This window comes from Phytoactinopolyspora alkaliphila (assembly GCF_010550695.1).
Lineage (GTDB): Bacteria > Actinomycetota > Actinomycetes > Jiangellales > Jiangellaceae > Phytoactinopolyspora > Phytoactinopolyspora alkaliphila.
Map to the genome: position 1 here is coordinate 192,806 of NZ_JAAGOB010000001.1, position 21,936 is coordinate 214,741.

A 21,936-nucleotide genomic window follows, 5' to 3' on the forward strand; every position below is an offset into this window, starting at 1 on the left:
GCCGCCGGTAGGTCGCAAGGGGGCGGGGTCGCGTCGCAGAACGGCTCGCAAGGGAGAAACCGTGGTCAACTGGTCCGAACTCGCGGCCGGGCGCACCGCCCGGCTGAAGCCGTCGGCTATCCGCGAGATTCTCAAGCTCACCCAGCGCGGCGACGTCATCTCCTTCGCGGGCGGGCTCCCGGCGCCGGAGCTGTTTCCGGTGAACGCGATCCGATCGGCCGCCGAACGCGTTCTCCGTGACCACGGGTCCGCCGCGCTGCAGTACAGCACCACGGAGGGTCATCCGCCGCTGCGTGAGTGGGTCGCGTCGCGCTACGCCGGCGTCGGCGCCGAAGCGGTGCAGATCGTGTCCGGCTCGCAGCAGGGCCTCGATCTGGTGGCGAAGTGCTATCTCGATCCGGGCGACGCGGTCGCCGTTGCCGCTCCCACCTACCCGGGCGCTCTGCGGGCGTTCGACGCCTACGAGGTGCGCTACCGGGAGGTCGAGATCGACGATGACGGCTTGGTGCCGGCGTCGCTCCAGCATGCGCTGGACGACGGTGTGAAGCTGATCTACGTCATCGCCAACTTCGACAACCCGACCGGGGTGAGCTTGAGTCTGCCCCGGCGGCATGCCGTGGTTGATCTGGCTCGGCGCTACGGTGTCCCGATCTTCGAAGACAATCCGTATGGTGACCTGCGGTTCGAGGGCCACGATCTCCCGCACCTGCTCGATCTCGCTCCCGAGCTGGTCATCCACGCGGGAACCTTCTCGAAGATCATGGTTCCCGGCTTCCGGCTGGCGTGGCTCGTCGCACCTGCCGAGGCTATGGAGCCGATCCGGAAGGCCAAACAGGCTGCTGACCTCCACACATCCACCTTCGTCCAGTACGTCGCCCTGGAGGTGGCGCGGGACGGGTTCCTGGATGAGCGGGTGACGGTGGTCCGCGAGCACTACCGGGGACGGCGCGACCTGATGCTCGGTGCCCTGGAACGCTGTCTGGGGGAGGGGTTCCGGTGGACTCGCCCCGCAGGAGGCATGTTCGTCTGGATCAGCGTTCCGGACGGCCTCGACACCACGGTGCTGGCGAAGGATGCCGTCCAGGCAGGCGTGGCCTACGTGCCGGGCGAGGCCTTCTACGGCACCGGACGCGGCACGGACGGTTTGCGGCTGAGCTATTCGGTGGCCACGCCGGAGCAGATCGACTCGGGCATCGCTCGACTCGCCGCCATCCTCAACGGCACCACCCCGCCGCCCGCTTCAGAATGATCATGTAAACCATGTTTTCTCGTGCTTCACCATGCCTGCAGACCTGGTGAAGCACGAGAAAACATGGTTTACATGATCATTCTGAGGGGCGCGCGTGGCTAGTCGGTGCGGAGAGGGTCAGGCGCGGTGACGGCGGCGTCGAGGGCGGACAGGCTCTCTCGCAACCCGAATCCGATTGTGCCGGCGCCGCCGGCTGACGGCGTCTTGGTATGCGGGCAGGGTGTCCGATAGGTGAACCGCGCTCCTACACTTGGGTAGGTGATACGCCGCATCGACCTGCGTGGTCGCCTCGCCGACGGTGAGGAGCTCGATTACCGCGCTCTCGTCCCACGTGCATCGGCGGACGTCGAGTCCGCTCTGGAGGCTGTCCGGCCGATCTGTGCCGACGTCCGCCATCGTGGTGTCGAGGCGCTGCGCGAGCTCACCGCCCGATTCGACGGCGTGCAGATCAAGGATATCCGGGTGCCCGAATCCGCGCTGCGGGACGCGCTGTCCGAGCTCGACCCCGCTGTGCGCGCGGCCTTGGAGGAGTCGATCGCCCGCGCCCGGACCGTCCACGCCGACCAGCGGCGCTCGGACGTCACCACAGTGGTCGCGCCCGGCGGAACGGTCACGGAACGCTGGGTTCCCGTGCAGCGCGTCGGCCTGTACGTGCCGGGCGGTCTCGCGGTCTATCCCAGCAGCGTCGTCATGAACGTCGTTCCGGCCCAGGTGGCCGGCGTCGAGAACATCGCGGTGGCGAGCCCGCCCCAGAAGGGCTTCGGCGGCGCCCCGCACCCCACCATCCTGGCCGCGTGTGCGCTGCTCGGCATCACCGAGGTCTACGCGGTCGGAGGGGCACAGGCGATCGCCATGTTCGCGTACGGTGCCCGCGACGACGCCGGAGCGCAGGTCTGCTCCCCGGTCGACCTGGTGACCGGGCCGGGCAACGTGTACGTCGCCGCGGCCAAGCGCCTGCTCAAGGGCCTGATCGGCATCGATGCCGAGGCAGGTCCCACCGAGATCGCGGTCCTCGCCGATGAGTCCGCCAACCCGGCGCACGTGGCGGCGGATCTGATCAGCCAGGCCGAGCATGACCCGCTCGCGGCGAGTGTCCTTGTCACCGACAGCACAGAACTGGCGGACGCGGTCGACGCTGAGCTGAAGCTGCAGGTCGCCGCAACCAAGCACGCTGATCGGGTGCTGAGCGCCCTCACCGGCGAGCAGTCCGGAACGGTTCTCGTGGACGACCTGGCACAAGGCGTCGCCGTCGCCGACGCCTACGCGGCCGAGCACCTGGAGATCCAGACCAGAGATGCCCCTGCCGTCGCGGCACGGATCCGCAACGCCGGCGCCGTCTTCGTCGGTCCATGGTCGCCGGTGAGTCTCGGCGACTACGCCGCCGGTTCCAACCACGTGCTGCCCACCGGGGGCTGCGCCCGGCACTCGTCGGGCCTGTCGGTGCAGACCTTCCTGCGCGGCATCCACGTGGTGGAATACGGCCAGGAGGCCCTGCGCGCGGTCGCGAGCCACGTGGAGACGCTGGCCGACGCGGAAGACCTCCCGGCACACGGAGCGGCCGTCCGAGCGAGGTTCCCCTCATGACTGACCTGCCGATCCGCGACGAGCTGCGCGGTGTCGAACCGTACGGCGCGCCGCAACTCGACGTGCCCGTGTGCCTCAATGTCAACGAGAATCCGTATCCACCCTCGGCGGAGCTGGCCGACGACGCGGGCAAAGCCGTCGCCCATGCGGTGTCCCGGCTGAACCGGTATCCGGACCGGGAGGCCCTCGCCCTGCGGTCCGGTCTCGCCGGCTACCTGGGCGCGGAGGCTGGGGTCCGCCTGGTGCCGGAGCAGGTCTGGGCCGCGAACGGCTCGAACGAGGTGATGGTGCAGATCATGCAGGCGTTCGGCGGGCCGGGGCGAACCGCCCTGTCGTTCGCGCCGACCTACTCGATGTACCCGGAGTACGCCCGCAACACGTTCACCGCCTGGATCTCCGCCCCCAGGCGGGACGACTTCACCATCGACGCCGACGACGCGCTGGCCGCAGCCGCGGAACACGAGCCCTCGGTGATCTTCCTCGCCTCGCCGAACAACCCGACGGGCACGGCGGTCTCCCTGGACCTGGTCCGGGCGCTGCACGACGCGTCGTCGGCCGTCGTCGTCGTCGACGAGGCGTATGCCGAGTTCCGGCGAGCCGGAACCCCCAGCGCGCTCTCGTTGCTCGACAGTCATCCGAGACTCATCGTCACCCGGACCATGAGCAAGGCGTTCGCTTTCGCCGGCGCGCGGCTCGGATACGTGGCCGCGTCCACCGCGGTGATCGACACGCTGCGTATCGTCCGGCTGCCGTACCACCTGTCGTCCGTCACCCAGGCGGTGGCCAGAGTGGCACTCGCGCATGCGCCGGAGCTTCAACGCCGGGTCGAGCAGCTGCGCACTACGCGGGACGAGCTGGCGGCGTGGCTGCGTACACAGGGTTTACGGGTCCCGGAATCCGACGCCAACTTCGTCCTGTTCGGCACGTTCGCCGACCGGCATGCGGTCTGGCAAAGCCTGCTCGACCGGGGGGTGCTCATCCGCGAGACCGGACCGGACGGATGGCTGCGGGTATCCGTCGGCACGCCGGACGAGACCGAGGCGTTCACCGTGGCGCTACGAGAGGTGCTGAAGACATGAGCGACATCCGCACAGAGGACCGGGCCGGGCGGACGGCGAGGATAGAGCGCGCGACCAGCGAGAGCAAGGTCCTCGTCGAGCTGAACCTGGACGGCACCGGCAGCCATGACATCTCTACGACGGTTCCGTTCTATGACCACATGCTCACCGCCCTGGCTCGCCACTCCCTGATCGACCTGACGGTGGAGGCGAGCGGCGACACCCACATCGACGTCCACCACACCGTCGAGGACACCGCGATCGTCCTGGGGCAAGCGCTGCGCCAGGCGCTCGGCGACAAGTCCGGCATCGTCCGCTACGGTGACGCGCTGGTGCCTTTGGACGAGGCACTTGCCCAGGCCGTGGTCGACGTGTCGGGCCGGCCGTACTTCGTGCACTCCGGCGAGCCTGCCGGGCAGGAGTACGTGCTGATCGGCGGGCACTTCACGGGCTCGCTGACGGCGCACGTGCTGGAGAGCATCGCCCACCACGCGGGCATCACCTTGCACGTGCGCGTGCTCGGCGGGCGCGATCCGCATCACATCGTGGAAGCTCAGTTCAAGGCCGTGGCCCGGGCGCTGCGCTCCGCCGTCGCGCTCGACCCGCGCGAGCGGGGCATTCCATCCACTAAGGGTGCGCTGTGATCATGCGGCCTGTCACTCGCCGGCAGGCGATAGAGCGGCGAGGTTCAGGGAAGCTTGCGGACGAAATCGGCCGCCGCCTCTTCGTAGCCGGCGGGGTCGTTGTTCCAGGCCTGGACATGGCCCACGCCGTCCGGCCGGACGAAGGTCACCAGGTCTGGCCGGGCGGCGGCGAAGTCGTCCGACGAGCTCACCGGGACGGTCGGGTCACCGCTGCCGTGAAAGAGCAGCACCGGGACGTCGAGGTCATCGGCATGGCGCACCTGATCCATCGCTGCGAGGTTGATGGCGGTGCGCAGGCGGACCACCGTCGAGGCGACGGTGGCCGCGAAGGCCGGCAGGTTGCGGTTGCGCGACTCGTTGACCAGGACGTCGTTCCAGGACAGCACCGGGGAGTCGTAGATGACTCCGGCCACTCCCGCGGAGCCGTGCACGCGGAGGTAGTTGCCAACTACGGCGCCGCCCATCGAGTAGCCGGCCAGGACGATGTCCTCCGCCCCGCGGGCGCGGGCGAACTCGACGGCGGCCGCCAGGTCGTCGGACTCGGTCCAGCCGAGCCCGTACTCGCCGTCGGCGTCCGCCGGAGCGTCGTCGTCGTTGCGGTAGGTGATGGACAGCTGCGGGTAGTCCAGCGGCTGCAACGCGGTCAGCAGCCGGAACGACTCCGCCCGGTTGCCGCCGCGGCCGTGCACATGGATGATCCAGCGGCTGCTCCCGCCGGCGACGAACGTCGCGGGGTAGGTGCCCAGTGGGCCGTCGTAGGTCACGTCCTCGGCGTCGAGCTCGCTCACGGCGCGGAAGCTCTCGATGGCCAGGGGGTAGGCGTAGAAGCTGGTCCGGGCCATGGTGCCGGGCGCCGGCAGGTCGGGGAACGGCGTGACCGAGCGAGTGACGTGCTCGCCGGAGCGCTCGATCTCCGGGCCGAGCCGGGCGTAGCCGCCCTCCCATTCGAGGCCGGTGACGCCGGGCTGGTCGGCGTCCTCGCCCACGAGCGTCACCGTCGAGCCGCTGACGTCCACGACCTCGATCGGGTATTCCGGCGGCGAGGTGTCCACCAGGAGCAACTCGTCGGCGTAGTACCAGCCGCCCGCGGCTGTCGTGGCCGTCACCACGGCGGCGAGGGTGGCCGAGGCGACCGCCACCCGGACGGGCCAGCGGCGCGGGTGCGGATCGGTCATCGTGTCGGTCACGAAGGAAGTCTGCCACGGGGGAGGAACCGATGAGTGCGGCGCGTCAGGTGGTCGTTCTCGACTACGGGTTCGGCAACGTTCGCTCCGCTGTCCGAGCGCTGGAGCGGGTCGGGGCGCAGGTGGAGCTGACCGCGGACACGGACGCCGCGGAGAACGCCGACGGCCTGGTCATTCCCGGCGTCGGGGCGTTCGCCGCCTGTGTCGACGGAGTGCGCGCGGTCAGTGGCGACCAGATCGTGGCCCGCCGGATCGACGCGGGTCGTCCCGTCCTCGGAATCTGCGTCGGGTTGCAGATCCTGTTCGGCACGGGAGTGGAGCACGGGGTCGAGACCGCAGGTCTGGGCCGGTGGCCCGGGACCGTCGAGAAGCTCGACGCCGTACCTCTGCCACACATGGGATGGAACACCGTCGAGGTGCCGTACGGCTCCAGGCTGTTCGCCGGTGTGGAGCACGAGCGTTTCTACTTCGTCCACTCCTACGGCGTTCGACGCTGGGAATCGCCGGCAGCGGGTAACGGTGCCCTGCCGCTCGTCATCTGGGCCGAGCACGGCCTGGATCGCTTCGTCGCGGCGGTGGAGGATGACGTCCTGGCCGCGACGCAGTTCCACCCCGAGAAGTCGGGCGATGCCGGACTGACTCTTCTGCAGAATTGGGTGAAAGGCATATGACTGTGACCAAATGGGACGCGAGGGCATACGACCAGGACTTCGCCTTCGTCGCCGCGTACGGCGTCGAGCTGCTGGACTGGCTGAAGCCCCAGCCGGAGGAGTCGATCGTCGACCTCGGCTGCGGCACCGGCGAGCTCACTGCCCGTATCGTCGACGCGGGCGCGTCGGTGATCGGTCTGGACGCCGACGCGGATATGGTCGCCGCCGCCCGGGAACGGCTCGGCGACGCGGCTGACCTGCAGGTGGCCGACGCCCACGACTTCAGCGTGGAGACACCTGCCGACGCTGTCGTCTCGAACGCGGCGCTGCATTGGATGCCGGCGCCCGTCGAGGTGCTGGGGTGCGTGTCGGACGCCCTGCGCATCGGCGGGCGGTTCGTGGCCGAGATGGGCTCCACGCGCAACGTCGCGACCATCACCGAGGCGGTGGACCAGGCGTGCCGGGAAGCCGGACTGGGCGAGCGCCGCTGGCCGTGGTACTTCCCGTCCCCAGCGCAGTACGCGGCCATCCTCGAAGACGCCGGCCTCGAAGTGCGCCAGCTCGACTTCTACGACCGTCCCACCCGGCTCACCGGACCGGACGGACTCAACCGGTGGCTGGACATGTTCGCCGGTGACGCGCTGGCGGACGTTCCTTCGGACGTGCTGGACCGGGCCGTGGAGATCGCCCGGCCGGCGTTGTGGCGCGAGGATGCCTGGTGGGCCGACTACCGCCGGCTCCGGTTCCGGGCGGTCAAGATCGCATGACGAGCAACGTGACAAGCAACGAGGAGACACGCATGGTTGACGCAGGCCTCGAGTTGCTGCCGGCTGTGGACGTGGCCGACGGGCAGGCGGTGCGACTGGTCCAGGGCGAGGCGGGAACCGAGACGTCGTACGGTTCTCCGCTGGACGCGGCACTCGCCTGGCAGGCGGCCGGCGCGGAATGGGTGCACCTGGTCGATCTGGACGCCGCCTTCGGGCGCGGTTCGAACCGGTCACTGCTGGCAGAGGTCGTGGGCCGCCTCGACGTCGCGGTCGAGCTCTCCGGTGGAATCAGGGACGACGAGTCGCTGGAGAACGCCCTGAAGACCGGCTGCCGCCGGGTCAATCTCGGCACTGCGGCCCTGGAGGATCCGGAGTGGACCGCCGGCGCCATCGCGCGCCACGGTGATCGGATCGCTGTGGGGCTCGACGTCCGGGGAACCACCCTGGCCGCGCGCGGCTGGACCCGGGAGGGCGGTGACCTCTGGGAGGTGCTCGCCCGTCTCGACGCTGACGGTTGCGCGCGCTACGTCGTCACCGACGTGACCAAGGACGGCACCCTCCGCGGACCCAACCTGGAGCTGCTGCGCACGGTCTGCGAGCGTACTGATCGGCCGGTCGTGGCCAGCGGGGGTGTATCCAGCCTGGAGGACGTCGCCGCGCTGCGCAGCCTGGTGGGCGACGGCGTCGAGGGCGCCATCATCGGCAAGGCCCTCTACGCCGGTGCGTTCACGCTGGAGCAGGCGCTCGAGGTCGCTTCGTGAGTGTGGCCGTGCGGGTGATCCCGTGCCTGGACGTCGACGCCGGCCGGGTGGTGAAGGGCGTCAACTTCACCAACCTGCGGGATGCCGGGGATCCGGTGGAGCTGGCGGCCGCCTACGGAGCGGAGGGAGCCGACGAGCTCACCTTCCTCGACATCACGGCGTCGAGCGACGACCGTTCCACGGTCTACGACGTGGTCTCGCGCACCGCGGAAGAGGTGTTCATCCCGCTCACGGTCGGCGGTGGGGTGCGGTCGGTGGAGGACGTCGATCGCCTGTTGCGTGCCGGGGCCGACAAGGTGGGCGTCAACACCGGCGCTGTGGCGCGGCCGGAGCTGATCTCCGAGATCGCTGACCGGTTCGGCGCGCAGGTCCTGGTTCTCTCTGTGGACGCTCGGCGAGGTGGCGAGACCGGGTCGGGCTTCGAGGTCACCACACACGGGGGCCGGCGCGGCACCGGGATCGACGCGGTGGAGTGGGCGCGTCGCGCGGCCGAGTCGGGAGCCGGGGAGATCCTGCTCAACTCGATGGACGCCGACGGCACCAAGAACGGCTACGACCTCGAGATGATCGCCGCGGTGCGAGCGGTGGCCAGCGTGCCGGTGATCGCCAGCGGCGGGGCCGGAGCGCTGGACCATTTTGCGCCCGCGGTCACCGCCGGCGCGGACGCCGTGCTCGCCGCCAGCGTCTTTCACTTCGGTGAGCTGCGCATCGGTGCGGTGAAGTCCGCCGTTGCGGAGGCCGGCCACACGGTGCGCTGAGGCGGAAACCTGTTTCAGGAGTGTCGGGGGCGGTTGATACCGTACAGAGACATTTCCCGGGCAGCCCTTCCTCGTCTTGTGCCGAACGTTTCTGCCTGGGCATTCGACGAAGGTAGTGATCGTGACTGATAGGCGGCCGGAGCGGCGGGCCACCCTCGGCGAAGGCATGCGCATTCTCGGGCGAGCGCTGCGTGAGGAACCGCTGATCCTGGGCATCTCCATCGCCGGCAGCGCGGTCTACGGGCTCATGACCGTGGTCGCGGCCGAGGTGATCGGCCGGGTCACCGACCGCGCCATCGTTCCGGCGTTCGCAGATGGACGCACCACCGCCGGCACCATGGGGGTGGCGGCGCTGGCGATCATCGCCACGGCCGTGCTGAAGGCGGGCGGCATCGTGCTGCGGCGCTTCTTCGCGGGCCTCGGGCAGTACCGGCTCAACGCCACCTACCGCCGGCGGGTCACCCGCCAGTATCTGCGGTTGCCCCTGTCGTGGCACCATCGCCATCCGGCGGGCAAGCTGCTGTCCAACGCGAACGCCGACGTCGAGGCCACGTTCTGGCCCATCGCGCCGCTGCCGTTCGCGCTGGGCGTGGTGATCATGCTGATCATCGCGCTGGTCTCGATGCTGCTGGTGGATCCGGTCCTGGCGCTGGTGGGCTTCCTCGTCTTCCCGTCCATTCTCGCCATCAACGTCGTCTATCAGCGGCGGCTGTCACCTCTGGCCACGCGGGCTCAGGCCCTGCGCGCCGATCTCTCCGGTGTCGCTCACGAGTCGTTCGAGGGTGCGGCCGTGGTGAAGGCGATGGGCCGGGAGTCGGACGAGACGGAGCGGTTCCGGCGCGTGGCCCACCAGCTGCGGGACGCCAACATCGGCGTGGGCCGCATCCGGGGCGCCTTCGACCCCGTATTGGAGGCCCTGCCCAATCTCGGCATCCTCGTGGTGCTGCTGATCGGATCCACCCGGATCGCCGACGGCTCACTCGAGGCGGGCGAACTCGTCCAGGTCGCGTACCTGTTTACGCTGACCGCGTTCCCCATCCGGGCCATCGGGTTCGTGCTCGGTGAGTTGCCGCGCGCGGTGGTGGGCTGGCGGCGGGTGTCCGCGGTCCTCGATGCCACCGGGTCGCTGCCGCATGGCGGCGGCAGGCTCGGCGGCGGAGGGATGGCTGCTGAACTGGGCCTGCGTGACGTCGAGTTCGCCTACGAAGGAACCACGCCGGACGGGGAGAACGCGTCGCCGCCGGCCAAGGCGCTCAGCGGCGTCACGCTCGACGTCCGCCCGGGCCGCACGGTCGCCGTCGTGGGGCCCACGGGATCCGGGAAGTCGACGCTGGCGAGCCTTCTCGTGCGGCTGGTGGACCCGGTGAGCGGGCGTGTGCTCGTGGACGGCACCGACCTGCGGGATCTTCGTCCCGGCGAGGTCGCCGAATCGGTCGCCCTGGTCTTCCAGCAGCCGTTCGTCTTCGAGGACACCATCCGCGACAACATCACCCTGGGCCGCGATGTCCCCGATGACGACGTGTGGGCCGCTCTGGAACTGGCGCAGGGCGATGGCTTCGTCCGCGAGCGAGACGAGGGCCTGCAAGCCCAAGTGGGCGAGCGAGGATCGACGCTCTCCGGTGGTCAGCGGCAGCGTCTGGCACTGGCCCGCGCTCTGGTCCGCCGGCCTCGGCTTCTGGTCCTCGACGACGCCACGAGCGCCGTCGATCCGGAGGTGGAGCGCCGCATCCTGGCCGGCCTGCGGGACGCGTCCCTGCCGTCAACGGTCGTCGTCGTCGCATACCGGCGAGCCACCATCGCGCTGGCCGACGAGGTCGTCTACGTCGAGGGCGGGCAGATTCGTGCCCGCGGCACTCACGAGCAGCTCAAGGCGAGCTCATCCGGATACGAACGGCTCATCACAGCCTACGAGCGGGACGCGGCCGAGCGGGCCGCCATCGAGGCGAAAGGCGGCGACAGTCCATGAGCGCGTCCTCCAGGCTGGGCGATGCCGGCCACGACGGCGCCCTGCGGACCATCCGGCGCGGCATCGCGCTGTCGCCGGAGATGGTCCGCGGCCTTCCGCTGACCCTGTCCATCGCCGCCGTGGCGACCGCCGGACGCGTGATCGTGCCGATCGCCGTGCAGCAGACCATCGACCGCGGCCTGAACGCTCGCGGCGGTACCGACCTCACGTTCGTGCGGTGGATGCTTCTCGTGGCGGCGCTGGGCATCGCCGTCACGGTGACGGCGGCCTTCTTCACCAACGTCCGTGTGTTCCGGGCCAGCGAGGCCGGCTTGGCGACCTTGCGAACCACCGGTTTCCGGCACGTGCACGACCTGTCAGTCCTGACGCAGAACACCGAGCGCCGTGGCGCCCTGGTGGCTCGCGTCACCACGGACGTCGACACCATTTCGCAGTTCGTGCAGTGGGGTGGGCTGTTCCTGCTGCTCAACATCGGCCAGCTGATGATCGCCACGGTCATCATGGCGTTCTACTCGTGGCAGCTGACCATCCTGGTCTGGGTCACATTCCTGCCGTTCTTTCTCGCCTTGCGCTGGTTCCAGCGGATGCTGTCGGCCGCGTTCATGAAGGTGCGCGAACGGGTCGGCATCATGCTGGGGGCCATCTCGGAATCGGTCGTCGGCGCGCAGGCTGTGCGGGCCTACTCGATCGAGGCCAGGACGCAGCAGCGCATCGACCACGCCGTCGAGCAGCACCGGGTGGCGGCCACCAAGGCGCAGCGGCTCGCCGCGATGACGTTCTCCACCGGAGAGATCGTGGCGGGCATCGCCAACGCCGCCGTCGTGGTCGTAGGCGTCTACCTGGGCATCGCCGGCGACATCACCCTCGGCCAGCTGCTGGCCTTCATCTTTCTGGTCACGCTTTTCGTCGCCCCCGTCCAGGTCGGCACGGAGGTGCTCAGCGAGGCGCAGAACGCCATCGCGGGCTGGCGGCGCGTGCTGGAGGTCCTGGACACACCGGCCGATGTCGCGGATCCGGGTGACGCCGGCACCACGCTGCCGCGCGGACCCATCGACGTCAGCTTCGAGAACGTCTCGTACGCGTATCCGGACGGTCCCACCGTCCTCAAGGACGTGAACGTCGACATCCCGCCGCGTACCCGGCTGGCCGTCGTCGGCGAGACCGGATCCGGTAAGACCACCTTCGCCAAGCTGCTGACCCGGCTGATGGACCCGGCCACCGGGCGGGTGCTGATCGACGGCGTGGACCTGCGCCAGATCCGGTTCTCGTCGCTGCGCCGCAGGGTGGTGATGGTGCCCCAGGAGGGATTCTTGTTCGACGACACGCTGGCGGCCAACCTGCGCTTCGGCCGTCCCGAGGCCACGGACGACGATCTCTGGCTGGCCATCACCGAGCTAGGGCTGGCCGAATGGGTGGAGTCGCTGCCGGGCGGCCTGGACACACCCGTGGGGCAGCGTGGCGAGTCGCTCTCATCGGGGGAACGGCAGCTGGTGGCGCTGGCCCGGGCCTACCTCACCGATCCCGACCTTCTGGTTCTCGACGAGGCCACCAGTGCCGTCGACCCGGCCACAGAGGTCCGTCTGGCTCGTGCCCTCGAGGGCATCTCCCGCGGGCGTACGTCGGTGACCATCGCCCACCGCCTGTCCACCGCGGAAGCCGCCGACGAGGTGTTCGTCTTCGACGCCGGGCGCCTCGTCGAACGCGGCCGGCACGCCACTCTGGTGCAGTCCGGCGGGGTGTACAGCAAGCTGCACTCCGCCTGGATGACCCAGTCCCGGTGATCACTCGAACGGCGTGATCACCGGGTCACGTCCCCGGCGAGGGGATTGGTCCGCTCAGCGGTTGGCGCCCTCAAGGCTGCCGGTCACGGCGCCCGAGGGGTCGTACACGAGGCAGACGAGGTCGCGGTCCTCCTCGGACTCCCAGCCTTCCTGCGAGGGTGAGAGGTAGTAGATGGCCAGGTCGGATTCCTCGTAGGCCATGCCGACGAAGTCCTCGAACGCCGGCACACAAGTCTCCTCGGCCTGAGCTTCCACCGTCTCCTGGTCGGGGAACTCGTCGGAGACGATCTCCTGGATGAGGTAGACCTGCTGCTGGTACTCCTGATCACAGGGGATGATGTCGACTTCCTGGACTTCCTCGGCGGACGAGATCTCCCCGATGCAGTCGCCTTCCTGGATGTCGAAGATGCTCGCACCCTCGACGATTTCGCTCACCTCTCCGGTCTCCTGGTCCCGTTCCGGCTCGTCGTCCCCACCGAATAGGTCTTCGACGGCCGAACAGCCGGTGACCGTGAGAACCACCGCGGCGCCGAGTGCCACGGCGCGGACGGCATGGGCGGTTCGGGTAGTGCGTGCCACAGAAGCGCTCCTTGTCAGATCAATCATTCGAACCCCGGAACGGTACCGGATCCGTTACCGGACCGGCCGGGAAACAGCATCGCGAGCCTGAACAGGCCACCCGCCGGACAGCGTTTCCCGGCCCGGTGACGGGCCACAGCCTATCCGGTGAGGGTTGCCGGCGACTCCCGGTAGACCGGGGTGGGGGCGGCGTATCCGGTCGTCGGGCAGAATGGGCGTCATGCCTGGTCTCTCATCCGCTGTCACCGATCGGCTGTCACGCACGCCGGACGGGCTCGTACCGGCTGTCGTGCAGCAGCATGACACCGGCGAGGTGCTCATGCTCGCCTGGATGGACGACGAGGCGCTGCGCCGCACCCTTGCCACCGGGCAGGCGACGTACTGGAGCCGAAGCCGTCGCGAGTACTGGGTGAAAGGCGAGACCTCAGGGCACCGGCAGGCCGTCCGGGAGGTCCGGCTGGACTGTGACGGCGACACCATCCTGCTGAAGGTCGACCAGACGGGGCCCGCGTGTCACACCGGGACCCGGACGTGCTTCGACGACGGACTGATCACACCGAACGCCGCTACCGAGGAGGCGTCGTGACCACCGCGGGCACGGACGGGCTGGCCGTCACACCAGATCTTGAGGCGTTCCGGGTGCTGGCCAAGGAACGCCGTGTCGTCCCGGTGGTGCGCCGGTTGCTCGCAGACGCGGAGACGCCGGTGGGCGTATACCGCAAGCTCGCCGGAGACCGTCCCGGCACGTTCCTGCTCGAGTCGGCCGAACACGGCGGCGTGTGGTCGCGTTACTCGTTCATCGGCGCCGACTCGGCGGCCATCCTCACCGAGCGCGACGGTGAAGCCGTGTGGCACGGCAACCCGCCCGTGGGGCTGCCGTCGGGAGGTAACCCCTGGGAGGCCCTGGCCGGCACGTTGGAGGCGCTGCGGACCGCGCACCTGCCGGATCTGCCGCCGCTCACCGGTGGCCTGGTCGGGTTCGTCTCCTACGACGCCGTCCGCAGGCTTGAGCGGCTTCCGGATGACACGGTCGATGACCTCGGGCTGCCCGAGATGTCCTTTCTGCTGGCTACCGACATCGCGGTGCTGGACCACGAACAGGGCACCGTGCTGCTGGTCGCCAACGCGGTGAACTGGGACAACCGCGACGAGCGGGTCGACGAGGCCTGGCGCGACGCCGTGGCACGGCTCGAGCGGATGACCGCGCGGCTGGCCGAGCCCACGCCGTCGTCGGTGAATCCGTACGTGCCGGACATGCTTCCGGCGCATCACAGCCGTACGCCCAAGGCGGAGTTCCTGGCCGCGGTGGAGCACGCCAAGGAGGAGATCCACGCCGGTGAGGCGTTCCAGGTGGTGGTGTCCCAGCGGTTCGAGGCGGAGACACGCGCTGAGCCTCTTGATGTCTACCGGGTGCTGCGGCGAGACAACCCGAGCCCGTACATGTACCTTCTCCGGTTCCCCGGTCGCAACGGCGACGACGACGGCGCCTTCTCGGTGGTCGGCTCGAGCCCTGAAGCCCTGGTCAAGGTGGAAGGCGACCGGGTGATGACCCACCCCATCGCCGGGACCCGGTGGCGCGGCGAGACGCCCGAGGCCGACGCCGCGCTCGCCGCTGAGCTGCTGGCTGATCCGAAGGAACGTGCCGAGCACCTGATGCTCGTGGACCTGTCCCGCAACGACCTCGGCCGGGTGTGCGCCCCCGGCAGCGTCGAGGTGGTGGACTTCATGTCCGTGCGCCGCTACAGCCACGTGATGCACATCGAATCGACCGTGGTCGGCCGGCTTCAGGAGGAGCGGACGTCGCTCGATGTCCTGGCCGCGTGTTTCCCGGCAGGGACGCTCTCCGGCGCGCCGAAAGTGCGGGCGATGGAGATCATCGAGAAGCTGGAACCCACCAGGCGCGGTGTGTACGGCGGCGTGGTCGGCTACCTGGATTTCGCGGGCGACCTCGACGTCGCCATCGCCATCCGCACCGCTCTGATCCGCGCCGGCCGGGCGTATGTCCAGGCCGGTGGTGGCATCGTGGCCGACTCCGACGCAGAGGCGGAGTGGACCGAGTCCAGGAACAAGGCGGCTGCTGCCCTCCGGGCCGTCGCCATCGCCGACGCGATGCGCCCGCTCGCGGACTCATGAGCCGGCCGATGCGGCGCGAGTATCTGGGCACGCTGCTCCTCCTGGCGGCCGGTGGGGTTCTAGGACTGGTGTCGGCCGGACGGTCGTGGGCGATGGTGCACCTCCGGACGTCGTTTGCCGAGTCGTCCACCGCGGTCTCCGGCAACGATCTCGCGCCCTTGGTATCCGCGGTGCCGCTGGTGGCGTTGGCCGCGGTGGTCCTGGTTCCGGCGGTGCGCGGAGCCGGCCGGCGCGTGGCAGGTGGCCTGCTGGTCCTCCTCGCCGGTGCCGCGATCGCCGCGACGGTTGTTGTGGCGGCGGATTTGCGCGGACGGGTACGGCAGTGGGTACTCGACGCGCCCGGCCAGTCCGATTCGGTGGTCGAGGTCACCACGTATCCGGCCTGGCCGGCCCTGGTGATGCTCGGTTCCGTCATGGTCGCCGTGGCGGGCGGGCTGATCGCCTTACGCGGGCCGGCCTGGCCTGGGATGGGATCGCGGTACGAACGTCCGGGCAGTGCGCGAGGCACGGGCCGGCAGCCGAAGGAGCTGGACACCACGCAATCCAAGCCGAATCCGGCCGAGGCGTGGGACGCTCTGGACCGGGGCGACGACCCGACTGCGTAACGCACACGCCATCCGGCACAATAGGGGGAGACCGAACGCGCGCACGGATTGGCGGACATCGCGATCCGCTGCCGTCACATCCTTCAAGGAGGCGGAATGGCCAGCAACAGCCACGGCCACACCCCGGCGGCCTGGACAGCCGTCATCATCATCCTGGCCGGGTTCGTGGTGGCTGCCATTGGTGTCATGACGCTGACCTGGCAGGTGTTCTGGTTCGGTGGTGTCGGCCTGATCGTGCTCGGAGGCATCGTCGGCAAGGTGATGCAGATGATGGGACTCGGGCAGACCACTCGCCCGGGCTCGTCGGAGGACGCGTCGGTGCCGGCTGAGGGCAGAAGCGGGTAACCGTGATCGGCGGCCGCGGTGCCGTGGCGGCGGGTCGGCCCACTGGGCGCCCGGCGTCGATCTCCGTTGCCGGGGTCACGCTGGACACGTCGCAACGCCGTGTCGTCGGTGACGCGTTGCGCCATGACGTGCCGCTTACGCCGTTGCAGACGGCCGTGCTCGCCCATCTGATGAGCCGCGCGGGCGAGGTGTGCTCGCGGCAGGACCTGATGCGAGACGCGCTCGGGTATCCGAATGCCGTGGGGTCGAGGACCATCGACGTTCATGTGGCGACGCTGCGCAGCAAGCTTGACGGAGCGCTGCGGATCCGGGCCGTGCGCGGCGTGGGCTACGCCCTGGAACGCCCCGCGGTCACCGAACGCTCCGATGACGGAGAGTGAGGGAGCACCGGTCGGCTGCCGGGCTTCGGGTACCCTCCGTCCCGTCTGCACCCGGGCCGAGCAGTGCCGCTGGCCTGCGGATCTTCGTCACGCCGTGGGCCGAGGCAGGGGGTGCGGGGGAGCGCCCCAGCGCCCCTGGCTACTCTGGAGCAGCCGGAGCACGACCCACAGATGTCGCCATGCAGGCACAACCAGCGGAGGGCAAGGGTGAGCGTACTCGAGGAGATCCTCGACGGTGTCCGCGCCGACCTCGCCGCACGGCAGGAACGGACGCCGCTGGACGAGCTGAAGGCGCTCGCGTCGAAGCAGCCAGCAGCGCACGACCCGTTGCCGAGACTGCGGTCCTCGGGGGTGGCGGTGATCGCGGAGGTGAAACGCTCGAGCCCTTCCAGAGGTTCTCTCGCCGAGATCTCGGATCCGGCCGCGCTGGCCGGTGACTACGAGTCCGGCGGAGCCGCCGCCATCAGCGTGCTGACCGAGGAGCGACGCTTCGGCGGCACCCTGGACGATTTGCGGGCCGTGCGGGCGTCGGTCGATGTTCCAGTGCTGCGTAAGGATTTCATCGTCAGCAGCTACCAGCTGTGGGAGGCACGCGCCTACGGTGCTGACCTCGCCCTGCTGATCGTGGCGGCCCTGGAGCAGAACGCGCTGATCAGCCTGATCGAGCGCGCCGAGTCGATCGGCCTCACCCCGCTGGTCGAGGCGCACACCGAGGACGAGGTCAAACGCGCTGCCGACGCCGGCGCACGGATCATCGGCGTCAACGCCCGCGACCTCGCCACGCTCGAAGTGGACACGCGGACATTCCACCGGCTTTCCCCGCTGATCCCGGACGGCGTCGTCCGGATCGCCGAGTCCGGCGTGCGCGGGCCGCACGACGTCATCGAGCTGGGTCAGGACGGCGCCGACGCGGTTCTCGTCGGCGAGACCCTGGTCACCGGCAGGGATCCCCGCAGCGCCGTCGCGGATCTGGTGGCGGCCGGAGCGCACCCGGCGTTGAACAACCGCCAGTAGTGAGGAACGTCGCCCAGGAAAAGGAGTAGCACTCCTCCCGGGCGACTATGAAGACCACCTCGAGGGAGTCAGTGGTGAGCTCGACCAGACATCCGCAACAGGATTCGCCGGCCGGCCGGCCGGGGCGGTTCGGGCCGTACGGCGGCCGGTACGTTCCTGAGGCACTCATCGCGGCGCTCGACGAGCTTGACCGGGAGTACCAGTCGGCCGCTGTCGATCCAGCGTTCCAGTCGGAGCTCGACGGCCTGCTGAAGTCCTACAGCGGGCGTCCCACGCCGGTCACCGAGGTAGCCAGGTTCAGTGCCGAAGCGGCCTCCGGTGCCCGGGTGCTCCTGAAACGGGAAGACCTCAACCACACCGGGTCGCACAAGATCAACAACGTGCTTGGGCAAGCGCTGCTGACCAGACGCATCGGCAAGAAGCGGGTGATCGCTGAGACCGGCGCCGGCCAGCACGGCGTAGCCACCGCCACGGCGGCCGCGCTGATGGGGCTGGAGTGCGTCATCTACATGGGCGAGGAGGACACCCGTAGGCAGGCGCTCAACGTCGCCCGGATGGAGCTCCTCGGCGCCACGGTGGTGCCTGTCTCCACCGGATCCAAGACGTTGAAGGACGCCATCAACGAGGCCCTGCGGGACTGGGTGACCAACGTCGACACCACGAACTACGTCTTCGGCACGGTCGCCGGGCCGCACCCGTTTCCCACGCTCGTCCGTGACCTTCAGCGCATCATCGGCGTCGAAGCGCGCCAGCAGGTTCTGGAGCTCACCGGGGCGCTGCCGGACGCGGTCGCGGCGTGTGTCGGCGGGGGTTCCAACGCGATCGGGATCTTCCACGCCTTCGTCGAGGACACCGACGTCGCGCTCTACGGCTTCGAGGCAGGCGGCGACGGCGTGGCCAGCGGACGGCACGCCTCCACCATCAGCGCGGGGTCACCGGGCGTGCTCCACGGCGCTCGCTCGTACCTGCTGCAGGACGAGTTCGGCCAGACGATCGAGTCGCACTCCATCTCGGCCGGGCTGGACTACCCCGGCGTGGGACCGGAGCACTCCTGGCTCAGTGACATCGGCCGCGCCGTCTACGAGCCCATCGACGACGCCGAGGCGATGGAGGCGTTCCGGCTGCTCTGCCGCACCGAGGGGATCATCCCCGCCATCGAGAGCGCGCATGCGCTGGCCGGCGCGCGCAAGCTCGGCGCCCGGCTCGGAGAGGGCGCCGTGATCCTGGTCAACCTGTCCGGGCGTGGTGACAAGGACGTGGACACCGCGGCGCGGTGGTTCGGCTTACTGGACTCCGGCGGGGCACCGGGATCCGACAGCGGGACGGGAGACGAGAAGTGAGTGCGTCGGTAGCGTTCGAGAGGGCGCGCTCGGAGGAGCGTGCGGCCCTGGTCGGTTATCTCCCGGCCGGGTATCCGAGTGTCGCGGGCGCGGTGGACGTGCTGAAGGCGATGGTCGACGCGGGTGTGGACGTGGTCGAGGTGGGGCTTCCGTACAGCGATCCGCTCATGGACGGGCCGGTGATCCAGACCGCCGTCGAGGCTGCCTTGCGTGCCGGCGCCAACACGACGGACGTCCTGCGCACCGTCGAGGCGGTGGCGGCGACGGGCACGCCCACGCTGGTGATGTCGTACTGGAACCCGATCGACCGGTACGGGCCTGAGCGGTTCAGCCGTGACCTGGCCGCGGCGGGTGGGGCGGGCGTCATCACCCCGGACATCATCCCGGACGACGCCGAGGAGTGGCTTCCGGTGGCCCGTTCCCAGGACCTCGACACCGTCTTCCTGGTCGCGCCGTCGTCCACGGACAAGCGCATCGCGCTGACCACGGAGGCGTGCCGCGGTTTTGTCTACGCCGCCTCGACGATGGGTGTCACCGGCACCCGTGACCAGGTCGGCGACGCGGCCGCGGACCTCGTCGCTCGCACCCGGAAGACGACGGCCTTGCCGGTGGCGGTGGGGCTCGGCGTATCCAATGCGGACCAGGCGGCCGAGGTGGCGAATTTCGCGGACGGTGTCATCGTCGGTTCGGCTTTCGTGCGATGCCTCCTCGACGCGGACAGTCCCGCGGACGGGGTGCGCGCGGCCGGGGAGCTGGCCGGCCAGCTGTCTTCCGGCGTTCGCCGGCAAGCGTGACCGATCTGTGATTTTCGGCGGGGAACTCGCCTGCGTCGCGTGAAAGTTGTACCGTCGTCGACGGCTTTCGTTGCGGCAGCGCAACGCGCACGGTCAATCATGTCATCCGAAAGAGGCAGCTGATGAGCACCAAGAAGGCGGAGGCCCGGGAACGGGTCAAGGCGATGCGTGAGGAGCAGGCGCGCAAGGACCGCGCCAGGGAGCGCACCATGCGTCTGGGCATCGCGGCCGCGGTGCTGGTGGGCGTGGCGATCATCGCTATCGCGGTGATCAGTAGCCGCGGAGGCGACGAGGACGGGACTGTGGCCGTTCCCGAGAACGCCTCCCAGGTGGAGGGCGACAACGGGATCGTCGTGGGCGATGCGGACGCGCCGGTGACGATTGAGAACTGGATGGACTTCCGCTGCCCCCACTGCCAGACCTTCGAGCAGGCTAACGGAGCCCAGATCGACCAGTGGGTCGAGGCGGGTGAGGCCAGGGTGATCTATCACCCGGTGACCTACACCGGCGGTGTCCAGTCGACCCGGGCCAACAACGCGCTCGCGTGCGCCGCTGATGAGGGCATGGCGAAGGAGTTCATAAGCGAGGCCTTCGCCAGGTTCCAGGCATGGTCCAACAACCAGCTGGTCAGCCTCGGTGACGACATCGGCATCGGAGGCGACTACGCCAGCTGCGTGCGTGATGGCACCTACGACGCGTGGTCCACATCGGTGACCGACTCTGCCCGTGAGGCCCAGATCGGTGGCACGCCGACGATCTTCGTCAACGGTGAGCTGGTGGACAACCCCACGCCGGACATGCTCGCCGCCGCCGTGGAAGCCGCCGCGAGCGGCGAGCCGGCCGACGAGGGCGCCTCCGAGGAGGATGGCGCCGAGGATGAAGAAGCCGCCGACGAGGGAAGCGGCGCCGAGGAGAACACGGACGAAGAAGACACCGGGGCCGATGAGGACTAGCCCGGGCTCACCCGCTACTGTCTCCGCGTGAGCGCCAACGTGCCTGCCGCCGTCTCGTCCCTTCTCCCGACGTCGTTTCCCAGCCCTGACGTGCTAGACGTGGGGGATTGGTACGACGACGGCGTCTGGCACCTCGGGCCGGTTCCCATCCGGGCCTACGCCCTGTGCATCGTCATCGGGATCATTTTCGCCATCTGGCTCGGCACCCGCCGGTGGGCGGCTCGGGGTGGAGCGCCGGAAGCGGTCAGCGACGTCGCGATCTGGGCGGTGCCGTTCGGTATCGTCGGCGCCCGGATCTACCACGTCATCACGGACAACCAGCTGTACTTCGGTGAGGGCAGCAGGCCGTGGTATGAGGCGTTCTGGATCTGGGAAGGCGGCATCGGCATCTGGGGCGCCGTCGCCGGTGGCGCGCTCGGTGTGTGGATCGCCTGCCGGCGGCGGAACATCCCGTTCCTGGCGATGGCCGACGCGCTGGCACCGGGTGTGCTGATCGCGCAGGCGATCGGCCGCTGGGGAAACTGGTTCAACCAGGAGCTCTACGGCAAGCCCACCGACCTGCCCTGGGCGCTGGAGGTGGCACCGCGAAAGCGGCCGGCCGAGTACCTGGACGTCGAGACGTTCCATCCCACCTTCCTGTATGAGTCCTTGTGGGCGCTCGGAGTGGCCCTGCTGCTGATGTGGGCGGATCGCCGCTTCAAGCTCGGCCACGGCCGGGTGCTGGCCCTCTACGTCGCCGGATATACGCTCGGCCGGAGCCTGTTCGAGTACCTGCGCATCGACCCGGCCAACGAGATCCTCGGCCTGCGGGTCAACCAGTGGGTGTCGGGCCTGCTCTTCGTCGTCGCCATCGGGTTCTTCGTCTGGTCGGCGCGGCGGCACCCAGGCCGGGAGACACCCGAAGAGGTGCGCGGCGACTACGCGCCCGCCGACGCTGACGCGCCCGCCGACGCTGACGCGCCCGCCGAGGCTGACGCGCCCGCCGACGCTGACGCGCCCGCCGACGCTGACGCGCCCGCCGACGCCGACGAGGCCGGCACGGAGACGTCCCGGGACGCCGGAACGGACACCACCGTCGAGGCCGGCACGCCGACCGGCGCAGACGATCCGGCAAGCGCGGACACGACGGCAGACACCGGCGCATCCGCGGGAGCCGGCGCCGCGACGGAGAAACCGGGGGACGGCGACGCGCCCACGGACCCCGCGAAGGCCGCCGACACGCCCGGGAGCCCGACCTCCACGGATCGGTGAGCGACTGCCTGTCCACCTGGACGACCGCAGCCTAAATGATCATGTAAACCATGTTTCTTCGTGCTTCACCATGCCTGCAGGCCTGGTATCGCACGAAGAAACATGGTTTACATGATCATTTGGCACCGCCGAGGGGTGCT

22 protein-coding genes are annotated in these 21,936 nt (G+C 69.6%); 20 read left to right on the forward strand and 2 right to left on the reverse strand.

Annotated elements, in window-relative coordinates:
- Positions 1-61: 61 nt before the first annotated feature.
- From G1H11_RS00765 to hisB, 4 genes are all read left to right on the forward strand, one after another.
- Positions 62-1,249, forward strand: a complete 1,188-nt coding sequence (locus tag G1H11_RS00765; protein ID WP_163815117.1) for an aminotransferase class I/II-fold pyridoxal phosphate-dependent enzyme — start codon at positions 62-64, stop codon at positions 1,247-1,249.
- A 258-nt stretch (positions 1,250-1,507) separates the two neighbouring features.
- Complete coding sequence (hisD, locus tag G1H11_RS00770; RefSeq protein ID WP_163815118.1) at positions 1,508-2,833, forward strand: histidinol dehydrogenase; 1,326 nt, start codon at positions 1,508-1,510, stop codon at positions 2,831-2,833.
- On the forward strand, positions 2,830-3,912 hold the full coding sequence (locus G1H11_RS00775; protein ID WP_163815120.1) for a histidinol-phosphate transaminase: 1,083 nt from the start codon (positions 2,830-2,832) through the stop codon (positions 3,910-3,912). Before hisD ends, G1H11_RS00775 begins: the two co-directional genes overlap by 4 nt.
- Entirely contained in the window at positions 3,909-4,535 is a 627-nt protein-coding gene (gene hisB / locus G1H11_RS00780) for an imidazoleglycerol-phosphate dehydratase HisB (protein ID WP_163815122.1), read from the forward strand. Before G1H11_RS00775 ends, hisB begins: the two co-directional genes overlap by 4 nt.
- Positions 4,536-4,579: 44 nt before the next feature.
- Here the strand turns inward: hisB and G1H11_RS00785 are convergent, their stop codons facing one another.
- Positions 4,580-5,722: an alpha/beta fold hydrolase gene (locus G1H11_RS00785; RefSeq protein WP_163815124.1), complete on the reverse strand. Its 1,143-nt coding sequence runs from the start codon at positions 5,720-5,722 to the stop codon at positions 4,580-4,582.
- Positions 5,723-5,751: 29 nt separating this feature from the next.
- On the opposite strand from G1H11_RS00785, the gene hisH reads away from it, so the two are divergent.
- The 6 genes from hisH to G1H11_RS00815 all read left to right on the forward strand — a co-directional run bounded on the left by hisH (position 5,752) and on the right by G1H11_RS00815 (position 12,402).
- Entirely contained in the window at positions 5,752-6,390 is a 639-nt protein-coding gene (gene hisH, locus G1H11_RS00790) for an imidazole glycerol phosphate synthase subunit HisH (RefSeq protein WP_163815126.1), read from the forward strand.
- On the forward strand, positions 6,387-7,136 hold the full coding sequence (locus G1H11_RS00795) for a class I SAM-dependent methyltransferase (protein WP_163815127.1): 750 nt from the start codon (positions 6,387-6,389) through the stop codon (positions 7,134-7,136). Before hisH ends, G1H11_RS00795 begins: the two co-directional genes overlap by 4 nt.
- A gap of 32 nt (positions 7,137-7,168) precedes the next feature.
- A complete protein-coding gene (gene priA / locus G1H11_RS00800; RefSeq protein WP_163815128.1) occupies positions 7,169-7,897 on the forward strand; it encodes a bifunctional 1-(5-phosphoribosyl)-5-((5-phosphoribosylamino)methylideneamino)imidazole-4-carboxamide isomerase/phosphoribosylanthranilate isomerase PriA in 729 nt (242 codons plus the stop codon).
- A complete protein-coding gene (gene hisF, locus G1H11_RS00805; protein WP_163815129.1) occupies positions 7,894-8,655 on the forward strand; it encodes an imidazole glycerol phosphate synthase subunit HisF in 762 nt (253 codons plus the stop codon). Before priA ends, hisF begins: the two co-directional genes overlap by 4 nt.
- A 166-nt stretch (positions 8,656-8,821) precedes the next feature.
- Positions 8,822-10,621, forward strand: a complete 1,800-nt coding sequence (locus G1H11_RS00810; RefSeq protein WP_163815873.1) for an ABC transporter ATP-binding protein — start codon at positions 8,822-8,824, stop codon at positions 10,619-10,621.
- Positions 10,618-12,402 (forward strand): ABC transporter ATP-binding protein, encoded by a 1,785-nt coding sequence (locus tag G1H11_RS00815; RefSeq protein WP_163815130.1) that lies wholly within the window; start codon positions 10,618-10,620, stop codon positions 12,400-12,402. The genes G1H11_RS00810 and G1H11_RS00815 overlap by 4 nt, the downstream gene beginning before the upstream one ends.
- Positions 12,403-12,456: 54 nt before the next feature.
- Here the strand turns inward: G1H11_RS00815 and G1H11_RS00820 are convergent, their stop codons facing one another.
- Positions 12,457-12,981, reverse strand: a complete 525-nt coding sequence (locus G1H11_RS00820; RefSeq protein WP_163815131.1) for a septum formation family protein — start codon at positions 12,979-12,981, stop codon at positions 12,457-12,459.
- 211 nt (positions 12,982-13,192) lie between these two features.
- Here G1H11_RS00820 and hisI point away from each other — a divergent pair, with 211 nt between their 5' ends.
- The 10 genes from hisI (at position 13,193) to lgt (ending at position 21,796) form a co-directional block, all read left to right on the forward strand.
- On the forward strand, positions 13,193-13,567 hold the full coding sequence (gene hisI / locus G1H11_RS00825; protein ID WP_163815132.1) for a phosphoribosyl-AMP cyclohydrolase: 375 nt from the start codon (positions 13,193-13,195) through the stop codon (positions 13,565-13,567).
- On the forward strand, positions 13,564-15,114 hold the full coding sequence (locus G1H11_RS00830; protein ID WP_343074783.1) for an anthranilate synthase component I: 1,551 nt from the start codon (positions 13,564-13,566) through the stop codon (positions 15,112-15,114). The genes hisI and G1H11_RS00830 overlap by 4 nt, the downstream gene beginning before the upstream one ends.
- Entirely contained in the window at positions 15,111-15,719 is a 609-nt protein-coding gene (locus G1H11_RS00835; protein ID WP_163815133.1) for a Trp biosynthesis-associated membrane protein, read from the forward strand. Before G1H11_RS00830 ends, G1H11_RS00835 begins: the two co-directional genes overlap by 4 nt.
- A 96-nt stretch (positions 15,720-15,815) precedes the next feature.
- Entirely contained in the window at positions 15,816-16,064 is a 249-nt protein-coding gene (locus G1H11_RS00840; protein WP_163815135.1) for an HGxxPAAW family protein, read from the forward strand.
- Positions 16,065-16,066: 2 nt separating this feature from the next.
- Complete coding sequence (locus tag G1H11_RS25420) at positions 16,067-16,444, forward strand: winged helix-turn-helix domain-containing protein (RefSeq protein ID WP_163815137.1); 378 nt, start codon at positions 16,067-16,069, stop codon at positions 16,442-16,444.
- Between the two features lie 207 nt (positions 16,445-16,651).
- Positions 16,652-17,458, forward strand: a complete 807-nt coding sequence (trpC, locus tag G1H11_RS00850; protein ID WP_163815139.1) for an indole-3-glycerol phosphate synthase TrpC — start codon at positions 16,652-16,654, stop codon at positions 17,456-17,458.
- A gap of 74 nt (positions 17,459-17,532) precedes the next feature.
- Entirely contained in the window at positions 17,533-18,798 is a 1,266-nt protein-coding gene (gene trpB / locus G1H11_RS00855) for a tryptophan synthase subunit beta (protein ID WP_343074784.1), read from the forward strand.
- The gene (gene trpA, locus G1H11_RS00860; protein WP_163815143.1) at positions 18,795-19,592 is read left to right on the forward strand and encodes a tryptophan synthase subunit alpha; all 798 of its coding nucleotides are present in this window, start codon (positions 18,795-18,797) and stop codon (positions 19,590-19,592) included. The genes trpB and trpA overlap by 4 nt, the downstream gene beginning before the upstream one ends.
- A gap of 122 nt (positions 19,593-19,714) precedes the next feature.
- On the forward strand, positions 19,715-20,545 hold the full coding sequence (locus tag G1H11_RS00865) for a thioredoxin domain-containing protein (RefSeq protein ID WP_163815145.1): 831 nt from the start codon (positions 19,715-19,717) through the stop codon (positions 20,543-20,545).
- Between the two features lie 90 nt (positions 20,546-20,635).
- A complete protein-coding gene (gene lgt, locus G1H11_RS00870) occupies positions 20,636-21,796 on the forward strand; it encodes a prolipoprotein diacylglyceryl transferase (RefSeq protein WP_163815877.1) in 1,161 nt (386 codons plus the stop codon).
- Positions 21,797-21,936 lie beyond the last annotated feature (140 nt).

Excerpts from the sequence above, each read along its gene's own strand:
- G1H11_RS00840 (WP_163815135.1), top strand. The coding sequence starts at position 15,816 with ATGGCCAGCAACAGCCACGGCCACACCCCGGCGGCCTGGACAGCCGTC.
- G1H11_RS00865 (WP_163815145.1), top strand. The coding sequence starts at position 19,715 with ATGAGCACCAAGAAGGCGGAGGCCCGGGAACGGGTCAAGGCGATGCGT.
- G1H11_RS00815 (WP_163815130.1), top strand. The coding sequence starts at position 10,618 with ATGAGCGCGTCCTCCAGGCTGGGCGATGCCGGCCACGACGGCGCCCTG.
- G1H11_RS00795 (WP_163815127.1), top strand. The coding sequence starts at position 6,387 with ATGACTGTGACCAAATGGGACGCGAGGGCATACGACCAGGACTTCGCC.
- hisB (WP_163815122.1), top strand. The coding sequence starts at position 3,909 with ATGAGCGACATCCGCACAGAGGACCGGGCCGGGCGGACGGCGAGGATA.
- G1H11_RS00775 (WP_163815120.1), top strand. The coding sequence starts at position 2,830 with ATGACTGACCTGCCGATCCGCGACGAGCTGCGCGGTGTCGAACCGTAC.
- G1H11_RS00810 (WP_163815873.1), top strand. The coding sequence starts at position 8,822 with ATGCGCATTCTCGGGCGAGCGCTGCGTGAGGAACCGCTGATCCTGGGC.
- hisH (WP_163815126.1), top strand. The coding sequence starts at position 5,752 with ATGAGTGCGGCGCGTCAGGTGGTCGTTCTCGACTACGGGTTCGGCAAC.
- hisI (WP_163815132.1), top strand. The coding sequence starts at position 13,193 with ATGGGCGTCATGCCTGGTCTCTCATCCGCTGTCACCGATCGGCTGTCA.
- priA (WP_163815128.1), top strand. The coding sequence starts at position 7,169 with ATGGTTGACGCAGGCCTCGAGTTGCTGCCGGCTGTGGACGTGGCCGAC.
- G1H11_RS00835 (WP_163815133.1), top strand. The coding sequence starts at position 15,111 with ATGAGCCGGCCGATGCGGCGCGAGTATCTGGGCACGCTGCTCCTCCTG.